19 protein-coding genes are annotated in these 20,953 nt (G+C 40.5%); 11 read left to right on the top strand and 8 right to left on the bottom strand.

Annotated features, from left to right (window positions below; translation table 11 throughout):
- Window positions 1-72: 72 nt before the first annotated feature.
- Genes WDA22_07670 through WDA22_07655 form a run of 4 tightly spaced genes read left to right on the top strand, consistent with a single transcriptional unit; the run spans window position 73 to window position 8,474 of the window.
- Window positions 73-2,697: an insulinase family protein gene (locus tag WDA22_07670; GenBank protein ID MFA5833337.1), complete on the top strand. Its 2,625-nt coding sequence runs from the start codon at window positions 73-75 to the stop codon at window positions 2,695-2,697.
- 44 nt (window positions 2,698-2,741) lie between these two features.
- Window positions 2,742-6,128 (top strand): M20/M25/M40 family metallo-hydrolase, encoded by a 3,387-nt coding sequence (locus WDA22_07665; protein ID MFA5833336.1) that lies wholly within the window; start codon window positions 2,742-2,744, stop codon window positions 6,126-6,128.
- Window positions 6,129-6,184: 56 nt separating this feature from the next.
- Complete coding sequence (locus WDA22_07660) at window positions 6,185-7,177, top strand: hypothetical protein (protein ID MFA5833335.1); 993 nt, start codon at window positions 6,185-6,187, stop codon at window positions 7,175-7,177.
- A gap of 40 nt (window positions 7,178-7,217) precedes the next feature.
- The gene (locus WDA22_07655; protein MFA5833334.1) at window positions 7,218-8,474 is read left to right on the top strand and encodes a hypothetical protein; all 1,257 of its coding nucleotides are present in this window, start codon (window positions 7,218-7,220) and stop codon (window positions 8,472-8,474) included.
- Between the two features lie 31 nt (window positions 8,475-8,505).
- Here WDA22_07655 and WDA22_07650 read toward each other — a convergent pair whose 3' ends face one another.
- From WDA22_07650 to WDA22_07625, 6 genes are all read right to left on the bottom strand, one after another.
- Entirely contained in the window at window positions 8,506-8,838 is a 333-nt protein-coding gene (locus tag WDA22_07650) for a hypothetical protein (protein ID MFA5833333.1), read from the bottom strand.
- Window position 8,839: 1 nt separating this feature from the next.
- Window positions 8,840-9,661, bottom strand: coding sequence for a hypothetical protein (locus tag WDA22_07645; protein MFA5833332.1), 822 nt, complete (start codon window positions 9,659-9,661; stop codon window positions 8,840-8,842).
- A gap of 184 nt (window positions 9,662-9,845) precedes the next feature.
- Window positions 9,846-10,010: a hypothetical protein gene (locus WDA22_07640; GenBank protein ID MFA5833331.1), complete on the bottom strand. Its 165-nt coding sequence runs from the start codon at window positions 10,008-10,010 to the stop codon at window positions 9,846-9,848.
- Window positions 9,995-12,100 (bottom strand): ferrous iron transport protein B, encoded by a 2,106-nt coding sequence (feoB, locus tag WDA22_07635; GenBank protein ID MFA5833330.1) that lies wholly within the window; start codon window positions 12,098-12,100, stop codon window positions 9,995-9,997. The genes WDA22_07640 and feoB overlap by 16 nt, the downstream gene beginning before the upstream one ends.
- Window positions 12,101-12,136: 36 nt before the next feature.
- The gene (locus WDA22_07630; GenBank protein MFA5833329.1) at window positions 12,137-12,364 is read right to left on the bottom strand and encodes a FeoA family protein; all 228 of its coding nucleotides are present in this window, start codon (window positions 12,362-12,364) and stop codon (window positions 12,137-12,139) included.
- Between the two features lie 2 nt (window positions 12,365-12,366).
- Window positions 12,367-12,801, bottom strand: a complete 435-nt coding sequence (locus WDA22_07625) for a Fur family transcriptional regulator (GenBank protein MFA5833328.1) — start codon at window positions 12,799-12,801, stop codon at window positions 12,367-12,369.
- Window positions 12,802-13,008: 207 nt separating this feature from the next.
- Between WDA22_07625 and WDA22_07620 the strand changes: the two genes are divergently transcribed.
- The 6 genes from WDA22_07620 (at window position 13,009) to WDA22_07595 (ending at window position 18,567) form a co-directional block, all read left to right on the top strand.
- Window positions 13,009-13,767 carry a 3-oxoacyl-ACP reductase family protein gene (locus WDA22_07620; protein MFA5833327.1) on the top strand — a complete coding sequence of 253 codons (759 nt, stop codon included), beginning with the start codon at window positions 13,009-13,011 and terminating at the stop codon, window positions 13,765-13,767.
- A 141-nt stretch (window positions 13,768-13,908) separates the two neighbouring features.
- Entirely contained in the window at window positions 13,909-14,730 is an 822-nt protein-coding gene (locus tag WDA22_07615; GenBank protein MFA5833326.1) for a type II CAAX endopeptidase family protein, read from the top strand.
- A gap of 82 nt (window positions 14,731-14,812) precedes the next feature.
- Window positions 14,813-15,025, top strand: coding sequence for a histone H1 (locus WDA22_07610; GenBank protein ID MFA5833325.1), 213 nt, complete (start codon window positions 14,813-14,815; stop codon window positions 15,023-15,025).
- A 99-nt stretch (window positions 15,026-15,124) separates the two neighbouring features.
- Window positions 15,125-15,724, top strand: a complete 600-nt coding sequence (locus WDA22_07605) for a sigma-70 family RNA polymerase sigma factor (GenBank protein ID MFA5833324.1) — start codon at window positions 15,125-15,127, stop codon at window positions 15,722-15,724.
- A 1-nt stretch (window position 15,725) separates the two neighbouring features.
- The gene (locus WDA22_07600; GenBank protein ID MFA5833323.1) at window positions 15,726-17,279 is read left to right on the top strand and encodes a hypothetical protein; all 1,554 of its coding nucleotides are present in this window, start codon (window positions 15,726-15,728) and stop codon (window positions 17,277-17,279) included.
- Window positions 17,280-17,400: 121 nt separating this feature from the next.
- Window positions 17,401-18,567, top strand: coding sequence for a dipeptidase (locus WDA22_07595; GenBank protein MFA5833322.1), 1,167 nt, complete (start codon window positions 17,401-17,403; stop codon window positions 18,565-18,567).
- Between the two features lie 38 nt (window positions 18,568-18,605).
- On the opposite strand, the gene rpsU is transcribed toward WDA22_07595, so the two are convergent.
- Window positions 18,606-18,803, bottom strand: a complete 198-nt coding sequence (rpsU, locus tag WDA22_07590) for a 30S ribosomal protein S21 (protein MFA5833321.1) — start codon at window positions 18,801-18,803, stop codon at window positions 18,606-18,608.
- A 34-nt stretch (window positions 18,804-18,837) separates the two neighbouring features.
- Window positions 18,838-19,212 carry a hypothetical protein gene (locus WDA22_07585; protein MFA5833320.1) on the bottom strand — a complete coding sequence of 125 codons (375 nt, stop codon included), beginning with the start codon at window positions 19,210-19,212 and terminating at the stop codon, window positions 18,838-18,840.
- Window positions 19,213-19,548: 336 nt separating this feature from the next.
- Here WDA22_07585 and lpdA point away from each other — a divergent pair, with 336 nt between their 5' ends.
- Entirely contained in the window at window positions 19,549-20,940 is a 1,392-nt protein-coding gene (lpdA, locus tag WDA22_07580; protein ID MFA5833319.1) for a dihydrolipoyl dehydrogenase, read from the top strand.
- Window positions 20,941-20,953: the final 13 nt, after the last annotated feature.

The following is a 20,953-nucleotide window of genomic DNA, read 5'->3' as shown; positions in this document are numbered from 1 at the left end:
AAACGAAACAATTCTCTCAACATGCTTCGCAATAAAAACATCACTATGAATAACCGATTGGAGAACTCACTCATGAAAAGAATATATTCTGCTTTATTTTATTTGACTGCATTTTATACAACATCAATTGTGGTTCCATCGCTATTCCCAATAGAACAGTTGATTGCTGGGGAATCAAACACTCAAATACAATCCCTTCCCAAAGGTGTATCCATTTATCAATTGAACAACGGCATGAATGTTCTGCTGATCGAAAATTCAGCGCTGCCGATGGTTGGCGTCAACGTGATCGTTAAGATCGGTTCAGCTCACGAAACATTTTCCACCAGCGGTATGAGCCATATGCTGGAACATCTGCTGTTTAATGGAACCACATCCCGTACACAAAAACAGTTGTATGATGATGTCGACCGTATTGGCGGCTATAACAATGCAAGTACAACAGAATTCTATACGAATTACATGATGGTGACACCGACCAACAACATTCAAAAGGGGATGGAGATACAAGCCGATATGTTATTCAATTCTATTCTTCCGTTAGATAAATTTGAAAAGGAAAAAGGGATCGTTCTGGAAGAGATTTCGAAGAGTCTTGCTGACCCGCATGAACAATTGGGACGGAATATACTCTCCATCCTTTATGAAGGCCATGCCCTTTCATTGCCGACTCTTGGAACATATTCAACAATTCAATCATTGAATCGTGATCATGTGAATTCATTTTACAAGAATAACTATGTCCCCAACAATATGATTCTCAGCGTCATCGGAAATTTTAAGACCGCTGAAATGCTGACGCTCATAAAGGAGATTTACGGAAAAGCCAGCGCCGGTCAGGTACAACGCGAAAACGATCCTGACTGGGCGACCGGACTTCAAATACCGTACACTAAAAAAGAGGGGAAGACAACGTTCTATCATCGTTTTTATGATGGAGAAGATAAAGTAGTGCAGATTTTTTATCAGCTTCCGATGAATGCATCGTCGGAATACTATTCTTTGCTCAACGTTGCGACGGATAAAAATAAAGATGCGATACAATCTGCATTAAAAAGTGAATTTCTACAGAATGTGAAATCACTACAATTCTCAACAAGAATATCGCATTTGAATAGTTTTCTGGAAGCAACCATTACACTTAGTAAAGATGTTGACTATAACAATCTCATCAATGCCCTCTCAAAAAAAATGGCAGTGATGAGTTTTAAATTGCCATTGGAAACAGTGAAGTCTGAAGTAACCAGAACTCGCACGGAATTTGCCAGGAATATTGAGAAGCCGCATATGTTTGGCATCTACAATTCGGATGCGATCGTCAAAGAGGGGATCGAAGCCGTTCTTTCGTCATACACCGGAAGTGGATATTTTGCAGCAGCGAAGGCACTCGAAAAACTAACGATTTCTTCCTATCCCGTAGTTATCATTCAATCGCCGTCGATCAAAAGCGAAAAAGAAACAGCAGAAGCATCAACGTCGGTGAAATTGTTTACGGACGATGCAGTCGGCAAGAAAATTGTTGTCGTCCAAAATGATGCCAATAACCTTCTCGCGATCCATTATTTAGTAAAGCACAAGGCTTCTTTTGAATTGACGTACGGGAAAGATGCTTCGAAAATATTGCATGATTGTCTTGATCAGCGCCTGAAATCGGACGCAAACCAGAAGATCAGTAATCAATTCGGATTCAGTTTTACCGTGAACGACAATCCTGCAATTCCCATGGATGACATTTATTTGCATCCCGATTTTGGATACATCAGAGTGGAAGGTTTGGCCGATGATCTTTCTGGTGCAGTCAAATATATCAACACCCAATTAAAGGATTTCGTACCGACGGAAGAAGAATTCAAAAAGGCAGTTGAGAAATTTAAAAACATTGCTATGATGTCGATGGGAGGAAATAAGACGAAGAAAATGTTCGACGAAGCGTATAAGACAATGGTGTACGAACCCGATCCATTCAGTCAAAATAAAAAGGAGCTTACGTACGCTAATGTAGTCTCGTTTACGAAGGAATATTTCCAGCATTCCAATATGATCATTTCTGTTGTTTCTCCAGGAAATCCTGATAGTATCATCACGCTCTTCCAGCCGTTTTATAAGACGCCGGTTTCAAAGGAGCAAGCTGCGTTTACCCCAACGTTTTTACTACAAACGAAACCTGTCGCTGTGGATAAACCAGGAGCTGGCGGTGAACGTTCGTACGTCTATTGGGGATTTAATACGGCAATCGATCCGAAAGATGCACCCGTCCTGCAGGCTCTTTCCCTTATCCTTTCCAACGAGATTATTTTTGATATCCGGGAAAAACAGGGTATGGCATACGGCATGAGTGCGGGGATTGAAGTGATAAAGGATAAAGCGTTGTTCTTTGTTTCTCAGGGAACTCGTCCGCAGAATGTTGATAAATTAATGCCCCAATATCCCGGATTTTTTCAAATGAAGCTGATCGATTCCTTGACCCAGGGTGATCTTGATAAATCTATTAATATGTATCTCGGAAGAATGATGTTCCGAAGACTTTCAAGCATTAACCAGGCATTCTATCTTGGAAGCTCTCTCTATTTTTATGGAGACTATAATTATGACAAGCAATTTCTCAATCAATTGAAGAATGTGAAAGTAGCCGACGTTAAGAGTGCTGCGCAAAAATATATGATTGTTCAAAATCCGATGTCACTCATTGTCCGTTGACATGACACTGTTGATGGTGTGTTGAAAAATTATTGGAGACAACTATGGTCAAAAAAATAAATATTCTGTTCCTGTTCTGCATGATAATTTCCTTTTCGCATGCCGCTTCCACACTCCGTCATAAATTATCAGTGACCGTGGATCCTGGCAAGCATACGCTAGTGGCGACCGATCAGATTACCATACCCGCTGATCAATACAAATCCGGCATGAGCTTTTTATTGAATAGTAATTTTACCGTTACATCCGGATCGCCGGAGGTGACGATCACGCTCGACAAGAGTGGAGTAAAAGCTGAAGATCTTGGAATGGATCGAGAGGAGTTCAATGAAACATCCCAGATTACTCAGAACAAATACATTCTGTCGATTGCAAACGAAATTAAGGGTGATGTTACATTCACTGTTATCTACAGCGGAACGATTAATTATCCGATAAAACAGCTCGGTGAGGAATATGCGCGGGGATTCAGTCAAACACCCGGAATCATTGATGAAAAAGGGGTGTATCTTGCTGGTTCCACATATTGGGTTCCATGGTTCAATAACAAATGGATTACGTTTGAATTGACCGCTTCTGCTCCCGAGCCTTGGAACATTGTCAGCCAAGGGAAAAGGACATTGAACGAGATAAAGAACGGTCTTCACATAATTCGATGGGATTCACCAGAACCGATGGAAGAGATATATCTTATCGCTGCGCAATTTAAGGAGTATTCTCTCCAGGCAGGCGCAACCGATGTGATGGCATATTTACGAACTCCCGATGAAACGCTTGCCAATAAATATCTTGAGACAACATCACAATATCTTGAGATGTATAGAAAATTAGTGGGACCATATCCGTTCACAAAATTTGCGCTTGTCGAAAATTTCTGGGAAACCGGGTATGGAATGCCATCATTTACATTGCTGGGAGAACAGATTATCCGTTTTCCATTTATTCTTCATTCTTCCTATCCACATGAACTGTTGCACAATTATTGGGGGAATAGTGCATATGTCGATTTCAAAAGCGGCAATTGGTGTGAAGGATTGACGGCGTATATGGCGGATCATCTCATTTCCGAACAGCGTGGACAGGGAGATGAATACCGTCGTGCAACGCTTCAAAAATTCACCGACTATGTGAATGCAACCAATGACTTTCCGTTAAAGAAATTTCTTTCCAGAACAAGTGCTTCTTCTGAGGCGATCGGTTATGGAAAAAATCTTATGATGTGGAATATGCTCCGTGAGCAGGTTGGGGATGAACAATTTGTAAAGAGTTTCCAGAGATTCTACCGCGACAATAAATTTAAAGCTGCTTCATACAACGATATCCGCCTCGCTTTTGAATCGGTGACAGGAAAAGATCTAAAGCAGTTCTTCGATCAATGGATTGAACGGACAGGAGCACCGGAATTGAGCCTTTCTAAAGTGAAAGCAAAACAGGACAAGGATGGTTATCATTTGCAGTTTTCTGTAAAACAGATCCAAAAAGATAAAGCGTTTGTGTTGGATATTCCGGTTGCGGTGACATTTGGGACAAAGACGGAAATGAAAACTATTTCAATGTCACAGAGAGAACAATCCTACGAAATGATCTTTCCCGAAAATCCGCTTATGGTGCAGATCGATCCGCAATTCAACCTGTTCCGGAAACTTCATTACAACGAGATTCCACCCTCATTCTCAAAAATATTCGGCTCGGAAGAGCTGCTGATCCTTCTTCCCTCAAAGGCTGACAAGGAACGATTGGAATATTATCAGGAACTCTCCAAAATATGGTCGGGTGATTCATCAAAAAAGATTGAAGTGAAATTTGACAATGCCATAAAGGAACTGCCGGCGAAAAAAAGTATCTGGATCTTTGGGACCGAGAATATCTATGCTCAAAAAATAAAAGATGGACTTAAGGACTATGATGCAGAATTGACGAATGATAATGTTCGGTTTGCTAAAACAACATTTGAGAAAAACAATTGCAGTTTTGTCGTCTCCGTCAGACATCCGAAGAATTCTTCGGCAGTGTTGGTGTTGGTTTCCATCGACAGCAAACAGGCCGTTCAAGGTCTTGCGCGGAAACTTCCGCACTACGGAAAATATAGTTATCTGGTATTTGAAGGGAGCGAGCCGACAAATGTAGCAAAAGGTGAATGGGGATCGGCAAATTCACCGTTGATGGCAAAGGTTGGTCCTGCAAAAACATCATCGGTAAGTATGGTAACCGATATACCGCGTCGCAAAGCACTGGCAACGCTCGATCCTGTCTTTTTGCCAGAGAGAATGATGAAAACGGTGAACTTTCTTGCAAGCGATGAACTTGCTGGACGTGCCCCCGGTTCAATAGCAATGAACAAAGCGATAGAGTTTATTGCGGATAAATTCAAGAGCGCGGGGCTTCTGCCGGGTTCGGATGATAGTACATATTTTCAAACCTGGGAAGAGGTGGTGAATGACAGTGGCCAAAAAGCTGCAGTGAAAAATATTATCGGCATCATTCCCGGAACAAACCCAAATTTAAAAGATGAATCTGTTATCATCAGCGCACATTATGACCATTTAGGCTTAGGTTGGCCAGGAGGAAATACCGGTAACGTAGGTAAGATTCATAACGGAGCGGATGATAATGCCAGCGGAGTTTCGGTCATGCTGGAATTAGCAGACCTGCTCGGGAAAACGTTGAAACCGCAGAGGACAGTTGTTTTTGTGGCATTCACATCGGAAGAGAACAATTTGCGTGGATCAAAATACTATGTCCAGAACATGAAAAGATTTCCTGCAAAAAAAGTTATTGGAGTGATCAATATTGATGCTGTCGGAAGGCTCGGAAGTAAGAAATTGATGGTACTCAGCGCCAGCAGTGCCCGCGAATGGAGATTCATTTTTATGGGAGCAAGTTACGTTACCGGTGTCGAATCGGAAATGGTCACGCAGGAACTTGACGCAAGCGATCAGAGAAGCTTCATCGAAGTCGGTGTACCCGGTGTGCAGTTGTTTGCCGGCGCACATGAAGACTACCATAAACCGACAGATGTAGCGAATAAAATTGATGCCTCGGGTCTCGTAAAAGTTGCGACATTCGCACGCGAAGGAGTGCTCTATTTGGCGGATAGGATTGAACCGCTGACATCCCAAATTCCTGCTGCTTCTGATTCGAAGAAACCTCAAACAACTTCAGGGGAGCGAAAAGTATCTACCGGCAGCATGCCAGATTTTGCTTTTTCTGGCGAGGGAGTTCGTATTGCGGAGATCACGCCAGAATCTCCTGCAGCGAAAGCCGGATTGTTAACGGGAGACATCGTCAAAAAGATCGGACAATTTAAAGTGACAAATTTGCGTGAATATTCGGATGCTCTAAAAACCTTTCAACCCGGGAATATTGTTGACATTCTCTTTTTGCGGGATGGTCAGGAAAAGACAACGAAACTTGAATTGATTGCAAAATAGAGAGGGAAAATAAGCTGTCACACTGTAGTTACTATGAACTTAAGGAGAGTGGACTCATGAAACGTACTATCGTCACTAGAATTCCATTGATGCTTATTACCGTGATAGTAATGATTATTACGATCACTGCTCAGGAAAATAAAGAATTGCCAATCTGGAAAATACCCAATGTTGACGAAGGGGCTGAATTTTATTTTTCACCGGATGGAAAGAGTATGATCGGGAATGCGAAATTTGCGGGCGACAAGGCCCATCAGGTATACACATTCACAATCGACGGGAAAAATATCGTCCGGATCAACAATAAAGGGGAAGATGCCTGCTCTTTTTATTTTCCTGATGGAAAGAGGTTGATCTATACTACGACAAAAGATAATCTCGATATGCCGAAGGGAAATTATTCCGATCCGAAAGATTATCCGCAAGGGGCAGAACTTTACTCCAGCGATTTGGATGGAAACAATGTTCAAAGACTAACGACCAACAAATATTACGATGCGGAAGTCTCTATTTCTCCTGATGGAAAATGGATTCTTTTTTCACGACAGATTGATGGGCTTCTCGATTTATGGAAGATGCGTCCGGATGGTAGCGAACAAACGCAGTTAACGTTCACGAAAGAGTGGCAGGAAGGGGGATCATTCTTTATTGATGATTCTACAATCATTCTCCGTGCGTGGGACATTAAAGATCAGGCTCAGCGTGGTATGCCAATGAGCATTTTTACCATGCGGGCAAATGGGAACGATTTGAAAAGAATTACTGACGACGCGGGTACAAATTGGGCGCCGCATCCGGCACCGGATGGAGAACACTTCGTGTTCGTGAAAGTACTGCCTCCTCATAATTATGAAATCTATCTTATGAGCCTTAAGACGGGCAAGCAGACCCGTTTAACGTATAATGATGCGTTTGATGGATTTCCTGTTATTTCTCCCGATGGCAAGTTGCTTACATTTGATTCTAACCGAGACGCAATTCCAGGGGAGAAGAAACTACGACCGTATATGATGGATATCTCATCACTTCATGTTGGCGCGAAGAAGTAATCTTATTAATTTAAAAAAATATTACAACCGGTATTTCACTATGAAATTGTTTAAATATTTTCTGTTGTCCATGTTTGCAGTCACATCACATGCGTACAGTCAGCATCCGCAGGATGGAGAAAATAAAGACTTGAGCCATTCAGTATTTGGTCCGCCCCGGCCGGCAATATGGGAATATCAATTATCTCGAATGAAAAGAGAGAGAGAAGATATAACATCGTTTAATTTTTACAGAAAAGATCAACGGAACAAGACCATTTTTTTTAAAGTCTCTGATAACGATTTTAACAGCAGAAATGAAATTCGTGTGCAAGAAATTACCGGGGGCGCACTCCTTTTTCCGATTAATGATGATGATCGGTATCAATTAGATCTTGGCGGGACATTCGATGTTATTCAGAATACGAAGCTGAATGAAAAAGCGCTTTATTCGAGAATGACATACCGACCTACGCGAAGTTTATGGTTCCGATTTGGCTCAGAACAATTTGACGGTTATACACCAGGCCGTCCTTCACAGTATACGAAAAGTGTTCTCAATGCAAATTACATATCCGGTAAAGTGAATGAAGGAATATTTTCTTTCGTGGGTGTTGCAGGGAGGGGAAAAAACAACAACTTGTTAAGTACGCGGTATGGAGCGGCTGGTATACTTGAAGGTCCATATAACCTGATTTTTCTCGGCGGATACATACAGAGTGATAATGCCAAGGAGAATGTTCGCACACTTGCCATTGGCCGGGGAGCGCCTTATCGTCCGGACGGATTACCGAGCGGTATATTTATATGGAAACACAAGGAGAATTACGATTTCCAACTCGGTGGTATTTTTTGGGGCAAAGCCAATCTCTTTGTTCTACCGGCGGCGATTGGGATGAGTCAGGGGATATTCATCAGTAGTATTGCGTTGCGAGAAAACAGTGAATTGCGGCAGGGTCAATTGATGAGCATAACGGACGATTATCGTAATTCCGATATCACACTGTTCTACGTTTATCTTAATCAGGGAATTACAATACTACCAGGAACTGTTAACCATGTAGGTTTCAAAGCGATTCAATTGTATAAAATTTTTGATGAGATTATGATGTTTAATATATCAAGGCCTGTTGCAGGAATATTCTACAATGAGGAGACATCGCCTGAAATGAATATAATCAGTCACCAATTTGTCGATCGTACGACAAAATATTTTTCGTACCAACTTGGCGTGACCATTGCCGGAAGTATTATTTTAAATGTTATCCACATCCCTCATAATGAGGAGTGGACGACGGCAATATCACTGGTGTTTTAAAACCGGCCACGGTTTGGGAACAGTATGTAAATTATTTTGATGATCCAGTTGAGGTAGTCTCTTTTGAAGCATACAGAAAGAGGTACTGTTTTATCCTCCCTGATTCGATCTCCGTTATTTTTGATTTCAGCGCCATCATCGGCAGTATTGTATCCCATTGGGGGGCAGAATATGTCGAAGGGAGGTAAAGGCTGTGACAACCGGAACATTTGGTAATATACAATTGTCTGCCCGATCGAAGATCTTCGATGGATATTGAGTTTTGCATTGCTGGTTTCACCGGAAGATCATCTTCCGAAGGAATCGGAATTGAAGTTGAACATCCTGCAGCACATACGATAAGAATAAAAAGAAAACGCTTCATATTAGAAATGGAAAGAAAGTAATAATCGGGTTTGGATTTTTTCAAATTCATCAAGATCAAGGTTTTGTGATATTGTTGTACCCCCTTTAAAGCTATGGATTTGGGGTAGGATCGAAATTGTTGCCCACATTTCATGTGCAGCATATGAAACGGTTGCCCCGGCAAATAGGGAGGAATGTGTTAATGCCCCTGAAACAAAAATATTTTCACTTCTTAATTCTAATCCGGCACCGAATCCATTGGAAAATATGTATGCTCCGCCGACATCCGATTTTATCTTATATTCCACATCGTCAATAACGGATCCATTGACGACATTGGTTGTTGATTCATACTCTCCAACAAAATCAAATGCATATAACATCTGTTGAATTTGTTTGTCAAAAATCAATTTCCCTTCAAGTTCCAATTTGTCCGTTCCCACAGTTCCTTCTCCATAGAGTGCAAATCCAAACGGATCGGCAACCCTATCCATAACTTTATATTTCCATTCACTGGAAATACTGACGGAATATGATGTCGACTTTGATCCGCCGACAGATTCCTCATTACTATCTTTGGTTCGGGTTGTGGCATTAAAATAGAACGCCGACATCAGATTATCAGCGACGCCAAACTCATATTCAATGCGTTGATCTAAACGATGGTAAAAATAGGTTCGGCCTCTGCGATCGGTATTCCACAATTCAAGTTCGCGTGCACCGATAGGAAGAACGGAGGATTCATATGCATAACCAAATCGCCGTTCATTTGAAAAGGATATTTCCGGGAATGCAATAATAAGAACGAGTATTACAGCGAAGTGTATAAATTGAAATTTCATAAATGGTGCTCCTTGTATTGTTAAGTGTGAGCACCACAGATGGCAAATTTTCGATTGCTTCACGAAAATCGGTACAGTATCTTTCATACAGAAAGAGCCGCACTGTGTGCTCTTGTTTCAAATGAGCGTATCACCACACCTTTAGCGAGGAAATTTGGTGATACGCTTTTTTAATGAGTCGTTGTTATTGTTTGTTTTGCTGTGCATTGCTGATTTTCATCAATGCACATGAACCGCATTCATGCTTCGCAACATTACTTCTGAACCGGGAACGGATCAAAAGCGCCGTCGTGATACCGACGATTGTGAGCGAAACGATCTGTTGCCAATGAATTACGATAAAATCCATAACCCCACCCGATACGTGATCAATGTCCCGACATATGCTAGGATCGTCATATACGCAAATTGAAATGCCGGCCATTTCCATCCATTCGTTTCTCTCCGGACAACGGCAACGGTAGACAAGCATTGCATGGCAAGGACGTAATACACCATAATGCAAATGGCAGTCAATAAGGTGAACGACGGAGTGCCAGTCATAGGATCCTTATCCTTTTGCATTTGTTGTTTTAATGATGCGTTTGCCTCATCTGCATGTTCAATATTATAGATTGTTCCAAGTGTGCCAACGAAGACTTCGCGCTGTAATAAAGAACTGATAATGCCGATTCCTATCTTCCAATCAAATCCCAGCGGTTTTAATGCAGGTTCAATTGCATGTCCCGCACGACCCACAAAACTATAAGCAAGTTTTTCGGACGATGTTCCATTTTCAAGCTTCGGATACGTAGCAAGGAACCACAAGATAATGGATACTCCTAAAATAATTGTCCCCGCATTTTTCAAAAACAGCACCGACCTTTCCCACATATGGATGAGTGTATTGCGAAGGGTTGGAATACGGTAGGGGGGCAATTCCATGATAAACGCCGGAGTCGGGCCTTTTAGAATAGTGCTCTTTAAGATTCGGGCTGTCCCCAACGCTGCTACCAGGCCGAGAAGATACATGGAGATTAAAACAATCGCCGGTAAACTGAAATATCCGAACACCATAATATTGGGGACGAATGATGCAATTAATAGTGAAAAGACTGGCAGTCTGGCGCTACAGCTCATAAGAGGTGCAACAAGAATTGTCACCAGTCTGTCACGCGGATTTTCAATAGTCCGTGTTGCCATAATGCCGGGGATTGCACATGCGAATGATGAAAGCAATGGTATGAATGATTTTCCATGCAATCCCACTTTGCTCATAACTCTATCCATGATGAATGCCGCACGGGACATATATCCTGTGTCTTCCAGAAGACCGAGAAATAAAAAGAGAAAGAGAATCTGGGGAAGGAATGTTACTACCGCACCAACTCCGCCGATAATTCCATTTGCTATCAGATTTTGCAGATCACCTTCCGGGATCACTTCTGATACCAGAGACGCTAAATTATCGAATCCTGATCCGATTAATTCCATCGGATAGTTTGCCCACGTAAAAATCGTTTGAAACATCACCGCCATCAACGCAAAAAAAATAACGAATCCCCAAATTCGATGGGTCAACACTGCATCGATGGAATCATGTGTTGTCTGTTGCCGGCGTGCGCTGTTGTGGATGACACTTTTTTTATAGACCGAATTGATCCAGCGATATCGTGATTCTACAAAGACAGAATGACGGTCTACGCCAAGTTTCTGGAGATTGTGATGATCCATTTTCACATGGGAGAGTGTTTCATCAGTTAGAGAGCGGGAAGTAGCTTTGATTGGGCCGGGAATGGATAATAATAATTGTGCTTCATGAAATGCGGCCGGTTCAGGCATTTTTTCATTGGCGACTAAGATGGAAACCAATTCTTCATGTTCAATCCTTACCGGTTCAGGAACCGACCATCGTCGCATAACAGATCTATCTGTTGTTACGTTTTCTAACGCTGCGATTAGTTGATCTACGCCAATACCTTTACTTGCGACCATTGGAATAAATGTTACACCAAACTCCTGTCGAAGAATTGTTGTATCAATCTCAATGCCGGCTTCTTTTACTCGATCGATCATATTCAGCGAAACTACTACCGGTATAGTCAGATCAATAATTTGACTCAGCAGGTACAGATTCCGTTCCAGATTCGTCGCATCAGCAACGAACATTACCAGATCGGGAATGGGTGTTCCGGGAATCCTTCCGAAAAGGACATCTGAAACAATCTGTTCGTCGGGTGAATTTGCAGATAATGAATAAGTTCCAGGTAAGTCAAGAATGGTTACGTCTCTTTTGCCAACACTTAAGATTCCTTCTTTTTTCTCTACCGTAACGCCGGGGTAATTTCCTACCTTATGACGTAATCCGGTTAGAGAATTAAATAGTGTCGTCTTTCCGCAATTGGGATTTCCGATCAGTGCGATAGTGTTAATAGCGAAGGATGGCACGGCTGATTTCATAAGTACATCAATTCAAAACAATATCGTCGATGGTAATTATTCCAGGGAAGGGAGAACGACAATTGCATTTGCCGTCGTATAGTTCAAACCAATTCTGGTGTTGCACACTTCACAAATCAATTGCGACGAACCATTCGAGACACAGCGTATTGTCGCATTCTCGCAAAATCCGATTTCCCGCAGACGATTACACGTATCGGGATGTGAATCAAGATGGGAGACAGTGACAGTTGTTCCCGCAGGTATTTGAGCTAATGTTCTCATAATCATTTTTGGCATTTAGTGCAGATACCGAAAATCTGCAATGTTGAAGTCTGAACTTTAAATTTATTTGCTTCACTTACTTCTTTTTGAACTTTTTCAATCCGATCATTGACAAACTCAATAATATCGCCGCACTCTAAACAGATTAAATGATGATGATGAGGGCGTCCGAATGCAATTTCATATCGAGAGTGGTTTTCTCCGAATCGATACTTCGAAATCAATCCACAATCCTGAAGAAGATCGAGTGTATTATAAACCGTAGCACGAGAAACTTTTTGTCCTCCGGTTTTCATTTGAAAGAAGAGTTCGTCGGCGTCGAAATGTCCGTCATAACTCATCACTGCTTCAAGAATCACGAACCGCTCTGGAGTGATTCTGTAACTTCCTGATTTTAAATACTTTGTGAAATTATCTTTTGCTAATTGGAGATCCATCAATTTTTATTTAGACTTAATCTAATTAAATATAAACTTTAATTCCTAGTCGAGCAAGAATAATTAGTGAAAATATTCAAATTTCGCAAATTGGACTAAAGATGTCCGATATTGTCTAAACAATAAAATTATTCTTCAATAACACTTTTTTGTATATTCATCTAACATTAATACAATTTTCATACCAATTTGTCTTAAAAGGAGCATATGATCAGTCTTTGGAATCAAGTTGTCGTAATTACTGGAGGTTCACGAGGTATTGGAGCGGCTGCGGCCGTTTTATTTGCTAAAGCAGGAGCCGATGTCGTCATTACTTATACCAGAAATGCAAAAGCAGCAAACACCGTTATCGAAAATGTGAAGAATGAGTGGCGTGATGGATTAGCTATTAAAGCGGATGTCTCAAAACAATCGAATGCAAACAAGATCGTTAAACAAACGCTGAAAAAATTTGGACGAATTGATATTTTAGTGAATAATGCCGGAATCTGGACATACGGTAAAATCGGATCGATGAGCGAAAAAGTGTGGAAGGAAACAATGCAGGTGAATCTCGATGGAATGTTTTTTATGACAAATGCTGTTGTTCCATATATGAAAAAACAGAAGTCAGGAAAAATCATCAATATCTCCAGTACTGCCGGTCAACGTGGTGAGGCAGAACACTCACACTATGCTGCCTCAAAGGGGGGAATGATCTCTTTTACCAAAGCGATCGCAACGGAATTAGGTCCATTCAATATAAATGTCAATTCTGTTGCCCCGGGATGGGTTGATACTGATTTGAATAATTCAGTTTTTTCAAATAAAAAATATAAAGAGCAGGAACGAAAAAAAATCCCGATACAAAGAATCCCAACGCCAAACGATATTGCCGGACCAATTCTTTTTCTTGCATCTGATCTTTCCAGACATATTACCGGTGAAATTATGAATGTGAACGGGGGAAGTGTTCTTGTCGGTTAATAAAAAAAGCAATGTGGGTAGTGATTTATTTGGAATAATCACAGCTATTTTATAGGCAATCAAAAATTGCGGTGTTGTATCTTCTGCGAAAAGCAGGTTTATACGCCGTTGTATTTTAAGCAAAAAGAATATTTTTTAACAATGATTGAACAATCGTTTCTTCGTCGTTTTTCCCTTTATATCGTCATCGTATCGTTGGTCTTCGGCATCTTGAATTTTTTCAAGATCCAATATCAATTTTATCTTTGGGAAATATTTATCGATCTCAAGATTATGTTGTTGTTTGCGACGATAATATTCCTTTATAAGAAAAAACAGATAATTCTTTCGCAGAATCAAATGACAATAGTAAGTTTTGATTGGCGAAAAAATATCCTTCTTTTTTTTATTCCCACACTGCTCTATATCGTGTCAATTTTAGCAGGTCTTGCTCTGAAAGAGATTACAATCAATAAACTTGATAATGCGGCGACATTAATTTTGGCTTCGCTGTTTGATATACCGGCTATTTATGTTTTTTCTATAACCACAATACTTATTGAAGAAATGGTATTTCGAGGAATATTATTTAATTCATTACATCAAGTCGGGTCTAAAATGTCCGCAGCATTATTTTCATCTCTTATTTGGACCGTATTTGCTTCATCGGAAATACCAGGAGTGGAAGAAATCGATATTGGTCTTATATTCATCTTAGTATTGTATTATGCGTCTCTCGGTCTTTTTTTGTCCGCACTTATGGACAGATACAAATCAATTTGGCCTGGATATTCAGTAAGAATGGGCATTATTACTCTAACACCAATTACTTTGTCGTCACATCTGGTTGAATCTGATTCCTTCTTCAAAGCAAGCACTGCAATTTTTAGTGCCGAAGGGATCGTTCTTTCAATATTAATGATTGTATCTGCGATTCTGTTATTGCGAATGAAGAATGTTGAACATGAAAATGTGTTACCGTGAAATTTTTCTTGACTATTTAGCGAATTCGGGCAATATTTAGTCGCAATTGTATTATTTTTCCATCAAATAATAAGGAGTGATGATGAGTCGTTTTACAGAACTTGTCGAGTTAGTTCAAACGTTTGAAAAAGATTTTATCAAATTTTATGATAAAGGAAATAAATCTGCCGGTACACGAGTGCGCAAACACATGGCTGAATTGAAGCGTAAAGCACAAGATATTCGAATTGAAGTACAGGAATTAAAAGGTACTTCGGATGAATCCGGAGCTTCAGAAACAGCAGAAAATGCCTAAAAATTCAGCCATAATCTAAAAATTACAGCCGACGACAACGTCGGCTTTTTTATGGAACATTTTTCAAGAAATTGCGTCTAATCCATTAAAAAAATCACAATGGCGAAACCTGCGGTTATCAATATCATAAACGCAAATATTCCTCATGATCAGAAAAGCGATGACTCGCTCATTATGCTTTTTCAAGGTGGGGAACAGGAGGTTTTTCGATATTTAGTAGAACGCTACCAGGAAAAGGTGCGCAATATTATCTTTTCCATTTTTAATGATCCCGATCATGTGGACGATATTTCGCAAGAAGTTTTCATTAAAGTCTTCCAAGCCCTTCAAAATTTTCGCTTTGAATCCTCCTTCTATACTTGGGTCTATCGGATTACGGTGAACAAGTGCAGAGATGAACTGCGAAAGAAAAAAGTTAAACGGTTCTTTACCTTCCAGAGTTTTGAAAAGACAACTAATACCAAGATTGAAAATCTCGCCACCACAACGTTTGATGATGAAAATATTCGAGGAGTGATTGAAGATTCTCTTAAAAAGCTTCCAGAAAAATTCCGTATGCCGATCATTCTGAAAGATATTGATGGATTGTCATATGATGAAATTGCGGAGGTATTGGATTGCGAAGTTGGTACAGTGAAATCCAGACTGTCACGAGGGCGAACTATGTTAAAGGAAATTTTGATGCCGATATTGGTATAACATGAATCAATTGACACAAAAAGAATTAGAGCAGATCATTTCGCTGTACATTGATGGCGAACTCGATGTAGTTGAAGCAAAGAGACTCGAAGAATATCTTTCGACGCATCCCATTGTTGCGCGAGAAATAGACATTCTTCGAACAGCCAAACGCTCTCTTGCGAACAAAGAGAAACTTCCAAAGAACGACTGGTTCTGGTTAAAGTTATCCAATCGACTTGAAGAGAAGAGATACCATTCAAAGAACGCACTTCCGACAGCACGTCCGGCGTTTGCTTTTTCATCATTGATTGCCGTTTCATTAGTCGTAATCGGCGTAATTTATTTTAAAGATGCACCTTTATTTCATCGGTTCTTCGTGGAAAAAAAGAATCAAGTTGAAAATGTGTACCGTAACAATATTATGACGGGCAATATTCTTCCCTTGTTCACAAACTTAAACAAGGATGATGTGTTGAACTTTGCGTTGTTCGGAAGTATTGCGATTGATTCTTCCAACAACACTTCGCTGCAAGTGAAGAATACAGAAGACAAGGGATCGCAGATACAGATCGTACGAAACGATGAACTTCCGTCAGAACCAATTACCATGAAAGATTTTGCCGCTGAACTTGGTATCTCTAACAATCAACGGCAAATTGTCGATTCGATCTTGGGTTCTTATCAAGAAAAGCTTCAGGCATCAGTGCTCGTGAGTGAAAACGATGAAGTCGCAATTCACGCTGAGCTTGTGGATTTGAACCGCGCCATTGTTTCGACCATTGCAGCATGTCTTGAACCTCCACAACGGAGCCGCTTTCAACGATTTCTTGATACACGCAAAGCACCGTATGCTGTTGTTGCAGTGAATAGTCCTAAAATTCCATCACATGTTATTTTTGATAGGATTCCAAATGTTTCCCATAATAATAATTACGTTGTTATTTCTCCCGGTACGATAGAAATTGCAGAGATGACAATTAATATTGACAGTATCCGTGACATTGCACGTACACAGGAAATGCAATACCGCAGGACAATAACGGAACGCATGGTAGCAGAGTTAACTGAGCGACAGCGCCGAGTGGAACAGAATTTAGTTTCAATGGGACAAAACCGTGTCCGAGTCCAATCATCCAGCGGGACATTCCAAATTCATTTTGAACATACGGCACCATCACCAGAGTTTGAAATGGTAGATATGGTTCGACCGAGAATGCGTGCACCGCAAGCTCCGCGAAGGATGTCCAATCAGGTAACAGTGATTGGAGATTCCGCTTTTTCCTTTGAACTTCCCGCCGATGATCAAGCAGTTCGCGTATTCAAAAGACTTCCGAGAGGAGAATTTCACTTCGAAATCGTTGATTCCATGATGTATGAACCCAAAATGAAATTGATGTTTAAGTCACCTTCCCGAAAAAAAGAGTTCGAATCCAAATTGCGCGAGATGAAACAACGAGAACAAGAATTGATTGATCTGGATTCTCTGTTGAGAGAAAATGAGAAGCAGATTGAGCAGCAGTCCCCCAAACCAAAAAAACCCGGCAAAGAGCTTGAACTTGAAATTATGATGTAATAAAATCTTGCTGAACAAAAGAGAGAAGTTACCCTGAAGTATATTTACTTCAGGGTTTTTATTTTTTGTTTGGACTTTTACCATGGCTTCTCTACATTGTCGTACATCTGAAAGGAAAATAATGAAAGTATCAATCGTAATTATTCTTTGTTGTGCCATATCCGCATTTTCTGCCGATCATAAAAAAATACATCAAAAGGCGATCGTTGTCGATACGCATAACGATGTGTTGCTTCGTGCCATGCGAGGTGAAGATCTTTCAGTTCGGACAATCGAGGGACATTCCGATGTGGTCCGATTGAAAGAAGGTGGAGTGGATGTTCAAATATTTTCTGTGTGGTGTGGAACGGATTATGGAAATGGGACTGCCTTTAATCGAGCAAATGCCATGATCGATACACTGCAAGCCATTGTTGGGAGAAGTTCTGATAAGATGATGCTTGCCAAGAGCTACAAAGAAATTGAAAAGATTTTAAAGAAAGGTAAAATCGCTGCATTGATAGGTGTTGAAGGGGGGCATATGATTGAGGATAGTTTGTCTTACCTTGATCATCTGGCTAAGCGCGGCATGAATTATTTAACATTGACTTGGAATAACAGCACATCATGGGCGACATCAGCTGCTGATGAAACGGAAAAAGGAGATTCGCTGGCATTCAAAGGATTAACTGAATTCGGGAAAACTGTAGTAGGACGATTGAATGATCTGGGAGTGTTGGTTGATCTTTCACACGCAGGCGAAAGAACATTCTGGGATGTCATCAATATGACAAAAAAACCGGTGATCGTTTCACATTCGTCGGTTTATGCCATCTGTCCCAGCCGCAGGAACTTGAAAGATGATCAGATCAAAGCGGTAGCGAAAAATAACGGAGTAATTTGTATTAATTTCTATTCCGGTTTTATCGACAGCAATTATTCCTCACGTGTTAAAGAGATACGAGCCAATTTCAAACCGCTCGTCGATTCCATTAAACACGCGAATACCGACCATTGGAAAACCGAACTTACGATTGATTCAGTGCTGGCTCCTTATTATCTGGAAGCTCGGCCTTCGCTTTCGGTGTTGATTGATCATATTGATTATATCGCTAAACTTGTTGGACCTGACTATGTCGGTATTGGTAGTGATTTTGACGGTGTAGAATCATTACCAAAAGAGATGGACGATGTTACTTTTCTTCCGAATATTACAAGAGAATTATTAAAGAGGGGGTATAAGGAGAAAGATGTAAAAAAGATTCTTGGCGGAAATGTAATGAGGGTATTAAAAGCAAACATGAAATGATGGAAACAAAAAACCCTCGCAGTGCGAGGGTTTTTAATTTACATTGCTTCTTCTTCTTCAGTTCGTTGGTTTCTCCGTACTGCCTTTACCAACTTCATACGTTTTTTCACTGATGGTTTTGTGAAAAAAGTCCGCTTTTTGAATTCTTTCAGAACCCCTGAGCGTTCGTATTTCTTTTTGAAGCGCCTGATTGCACGGTCAATTGATTCATTTTCGTTTACGACGATTCCTACCAAGTTATTTCACCTCCTACGATTTGGCGTTTGTTGATTAATCTGCTAATTGTAAATTTTCAATTAATTTCTTAATTCCATTCTTTTCAAATTGTACCCATATGGCATTTCCACCACTGGATGTCTTTTCTTTGGACGTTACTCTTCCCATATCATCCCAATCTGTATGATAGATTGAAACACCTACATCATATTTCTTTTCGGGGGAGTAATTAACACATTCTTCTCGGTTATACGTTATAATATTATCTTCTTTTATTTTGGCTGCTGAATCGAGCATCATACTGTGGTGACAGCGAGTGCATCGATACCAAACTTTGTTTTCCGCTCCAACCACTGCTCCAATAATCTCCATTTTTGATTCCCTACCGCACGATGTACAGATTTGTGTCACATATTTTGACTTACTCATAAAAACAACTCTCCATTCACAACAGCTATGGCTGGGCGAAAATAATAACAAGGATTGGCTTACAGGTTACCTTTGTGTTATTCAACTAATATAAAATACAAAATTTCGTTTACTTTAGTCAAGGAATTTCATAGAAAATATTATTTCCATGTTTGTAGTATGGGCTGCCACGTAAAGCATTCGTTGATTTTAAGGGCAAAATTCGATATATTCTCCATCAAATTTATTGAAATGACAATAATGTTCGTCGAGTGTGTTATTATTCATGAATAATATTTAGCAACTTTTTCATTGGATAGAGGGCTCACCCCTCTTTCTTCATTTTGAGAGGAATTTATGGCAGATAAGCAATATGATGTTGTTATTATTGGCGGCGGTCCCGGTGGATATGTAGCGGGAATCCGAGCAGGACAATTAGGACTTAAAACTCTTGTCGTTGAAAAAGATAAACTCGGCGGTATTTGTTTGAATTGGGGATGTATACCGACAAAAGCGTTAATCAAGAATGCAGAAGTACTGACTACTTTTAAACATGCGGAAGATTTTGGATTCTCTTATGAAAATCTTACGGCGGATTTTTCAAAAGCGGTAAAAAGAAGTCGCGATATCTCTACAAAGAGTTCAAAAGGAATTGAATTTCTTTTCAAGAAAAACAAAGTGGATCATCTGTATGGGACTGCAAAGATTGCATCGAAGGGAGTTGTGGAAGTTGATGTAGCAGGGAAAAAGGAAAAGATCAATGCAAAACATATTATCGTTTCTACCGGCGCGCGTCCACGTATCCTTCCAAATATTCAGGTTGATTATAAACAGATCATCACCAGTTCTGAAGCGATGGTGCTTCCTGAGGTTCCGAAACGCATGGTGATCATCGGATCAGGAGCGATCGGTTCTGAGTTCGCATATATCTACAATGCGTACGGTTCAAAAGTGACGATTATTGAAATGCTCGATAGTTTGCTGCCCATTGAAGATCGCGAAATCACGAAAGTCCTTCGTCGAAATTTTGAAAAATCCGGTATTGAAGTGTTAGTCGATACAAAAGTGGAAAGCGTTACGACCGGTAAAGAAGCAACAGTGAAATATTCGAATAAGGATGGTGTCAAAGAGATTAAAGCCGATATTGTTTTAAGTGCAATCGGTGTACAAGGGAATATTGAAAATCTTGGATTAGAAGCGCTCGGTGTAAAGACGGAAAAATCATTTATTAAAGTCGATAAGCATTTAAAAACAAATATTGATGGTGTTTACGCCATTGGCGATGTTGCCGGTCCGCCATGTCTTGCGCATAAAGCATCACACGAAGGAATTGTTTGCGTGGAAGCGATCGCAGGAAAACATCCGCACGCAGTTGATTATGACAACATTCCTGGTTGTACGTATTGCCAACCTCAGGTTGCCAGCGTTGGTATGACAGAAGAAAAAGCGCGTGCAGCTGGAAAAGAGATTAAAGTTGGACGATATCCTTTCCGTTCACATGGAAAAGCATTGGCCTTGAACGAGACTGAAGGAATGGTCAAGTTGATTTTTGACGCAAAGTATGGTGAATTGCTCGGTGCACACATCATCGGTCCAGAAGCGACCGAGATGATTGCAGAACTTGCAACAGCACGCACGTTGGAAACTACAGCGGAACAATTGTATAACACAATCCATGCTCACCCGACATTAACTGAAGGGGTTATGGAAGCGGCGTTGGATGCATACGGTCGTGCGATTCATATTTAAACAACTAGATAAG

The sequence above is a fragment of the Bacteroidota bacterium genome, assembly GCA_041658205.1.
Classification (GTDB): Bacteria; Bacteroidota; Ignavibacteria; order UBA10030; family UBA8401; genus UBA8401.
Note: the sequence above shows the minus strand (reverse complement) of the source record. Positions and strands in the feature narration are given on the sequence as shown.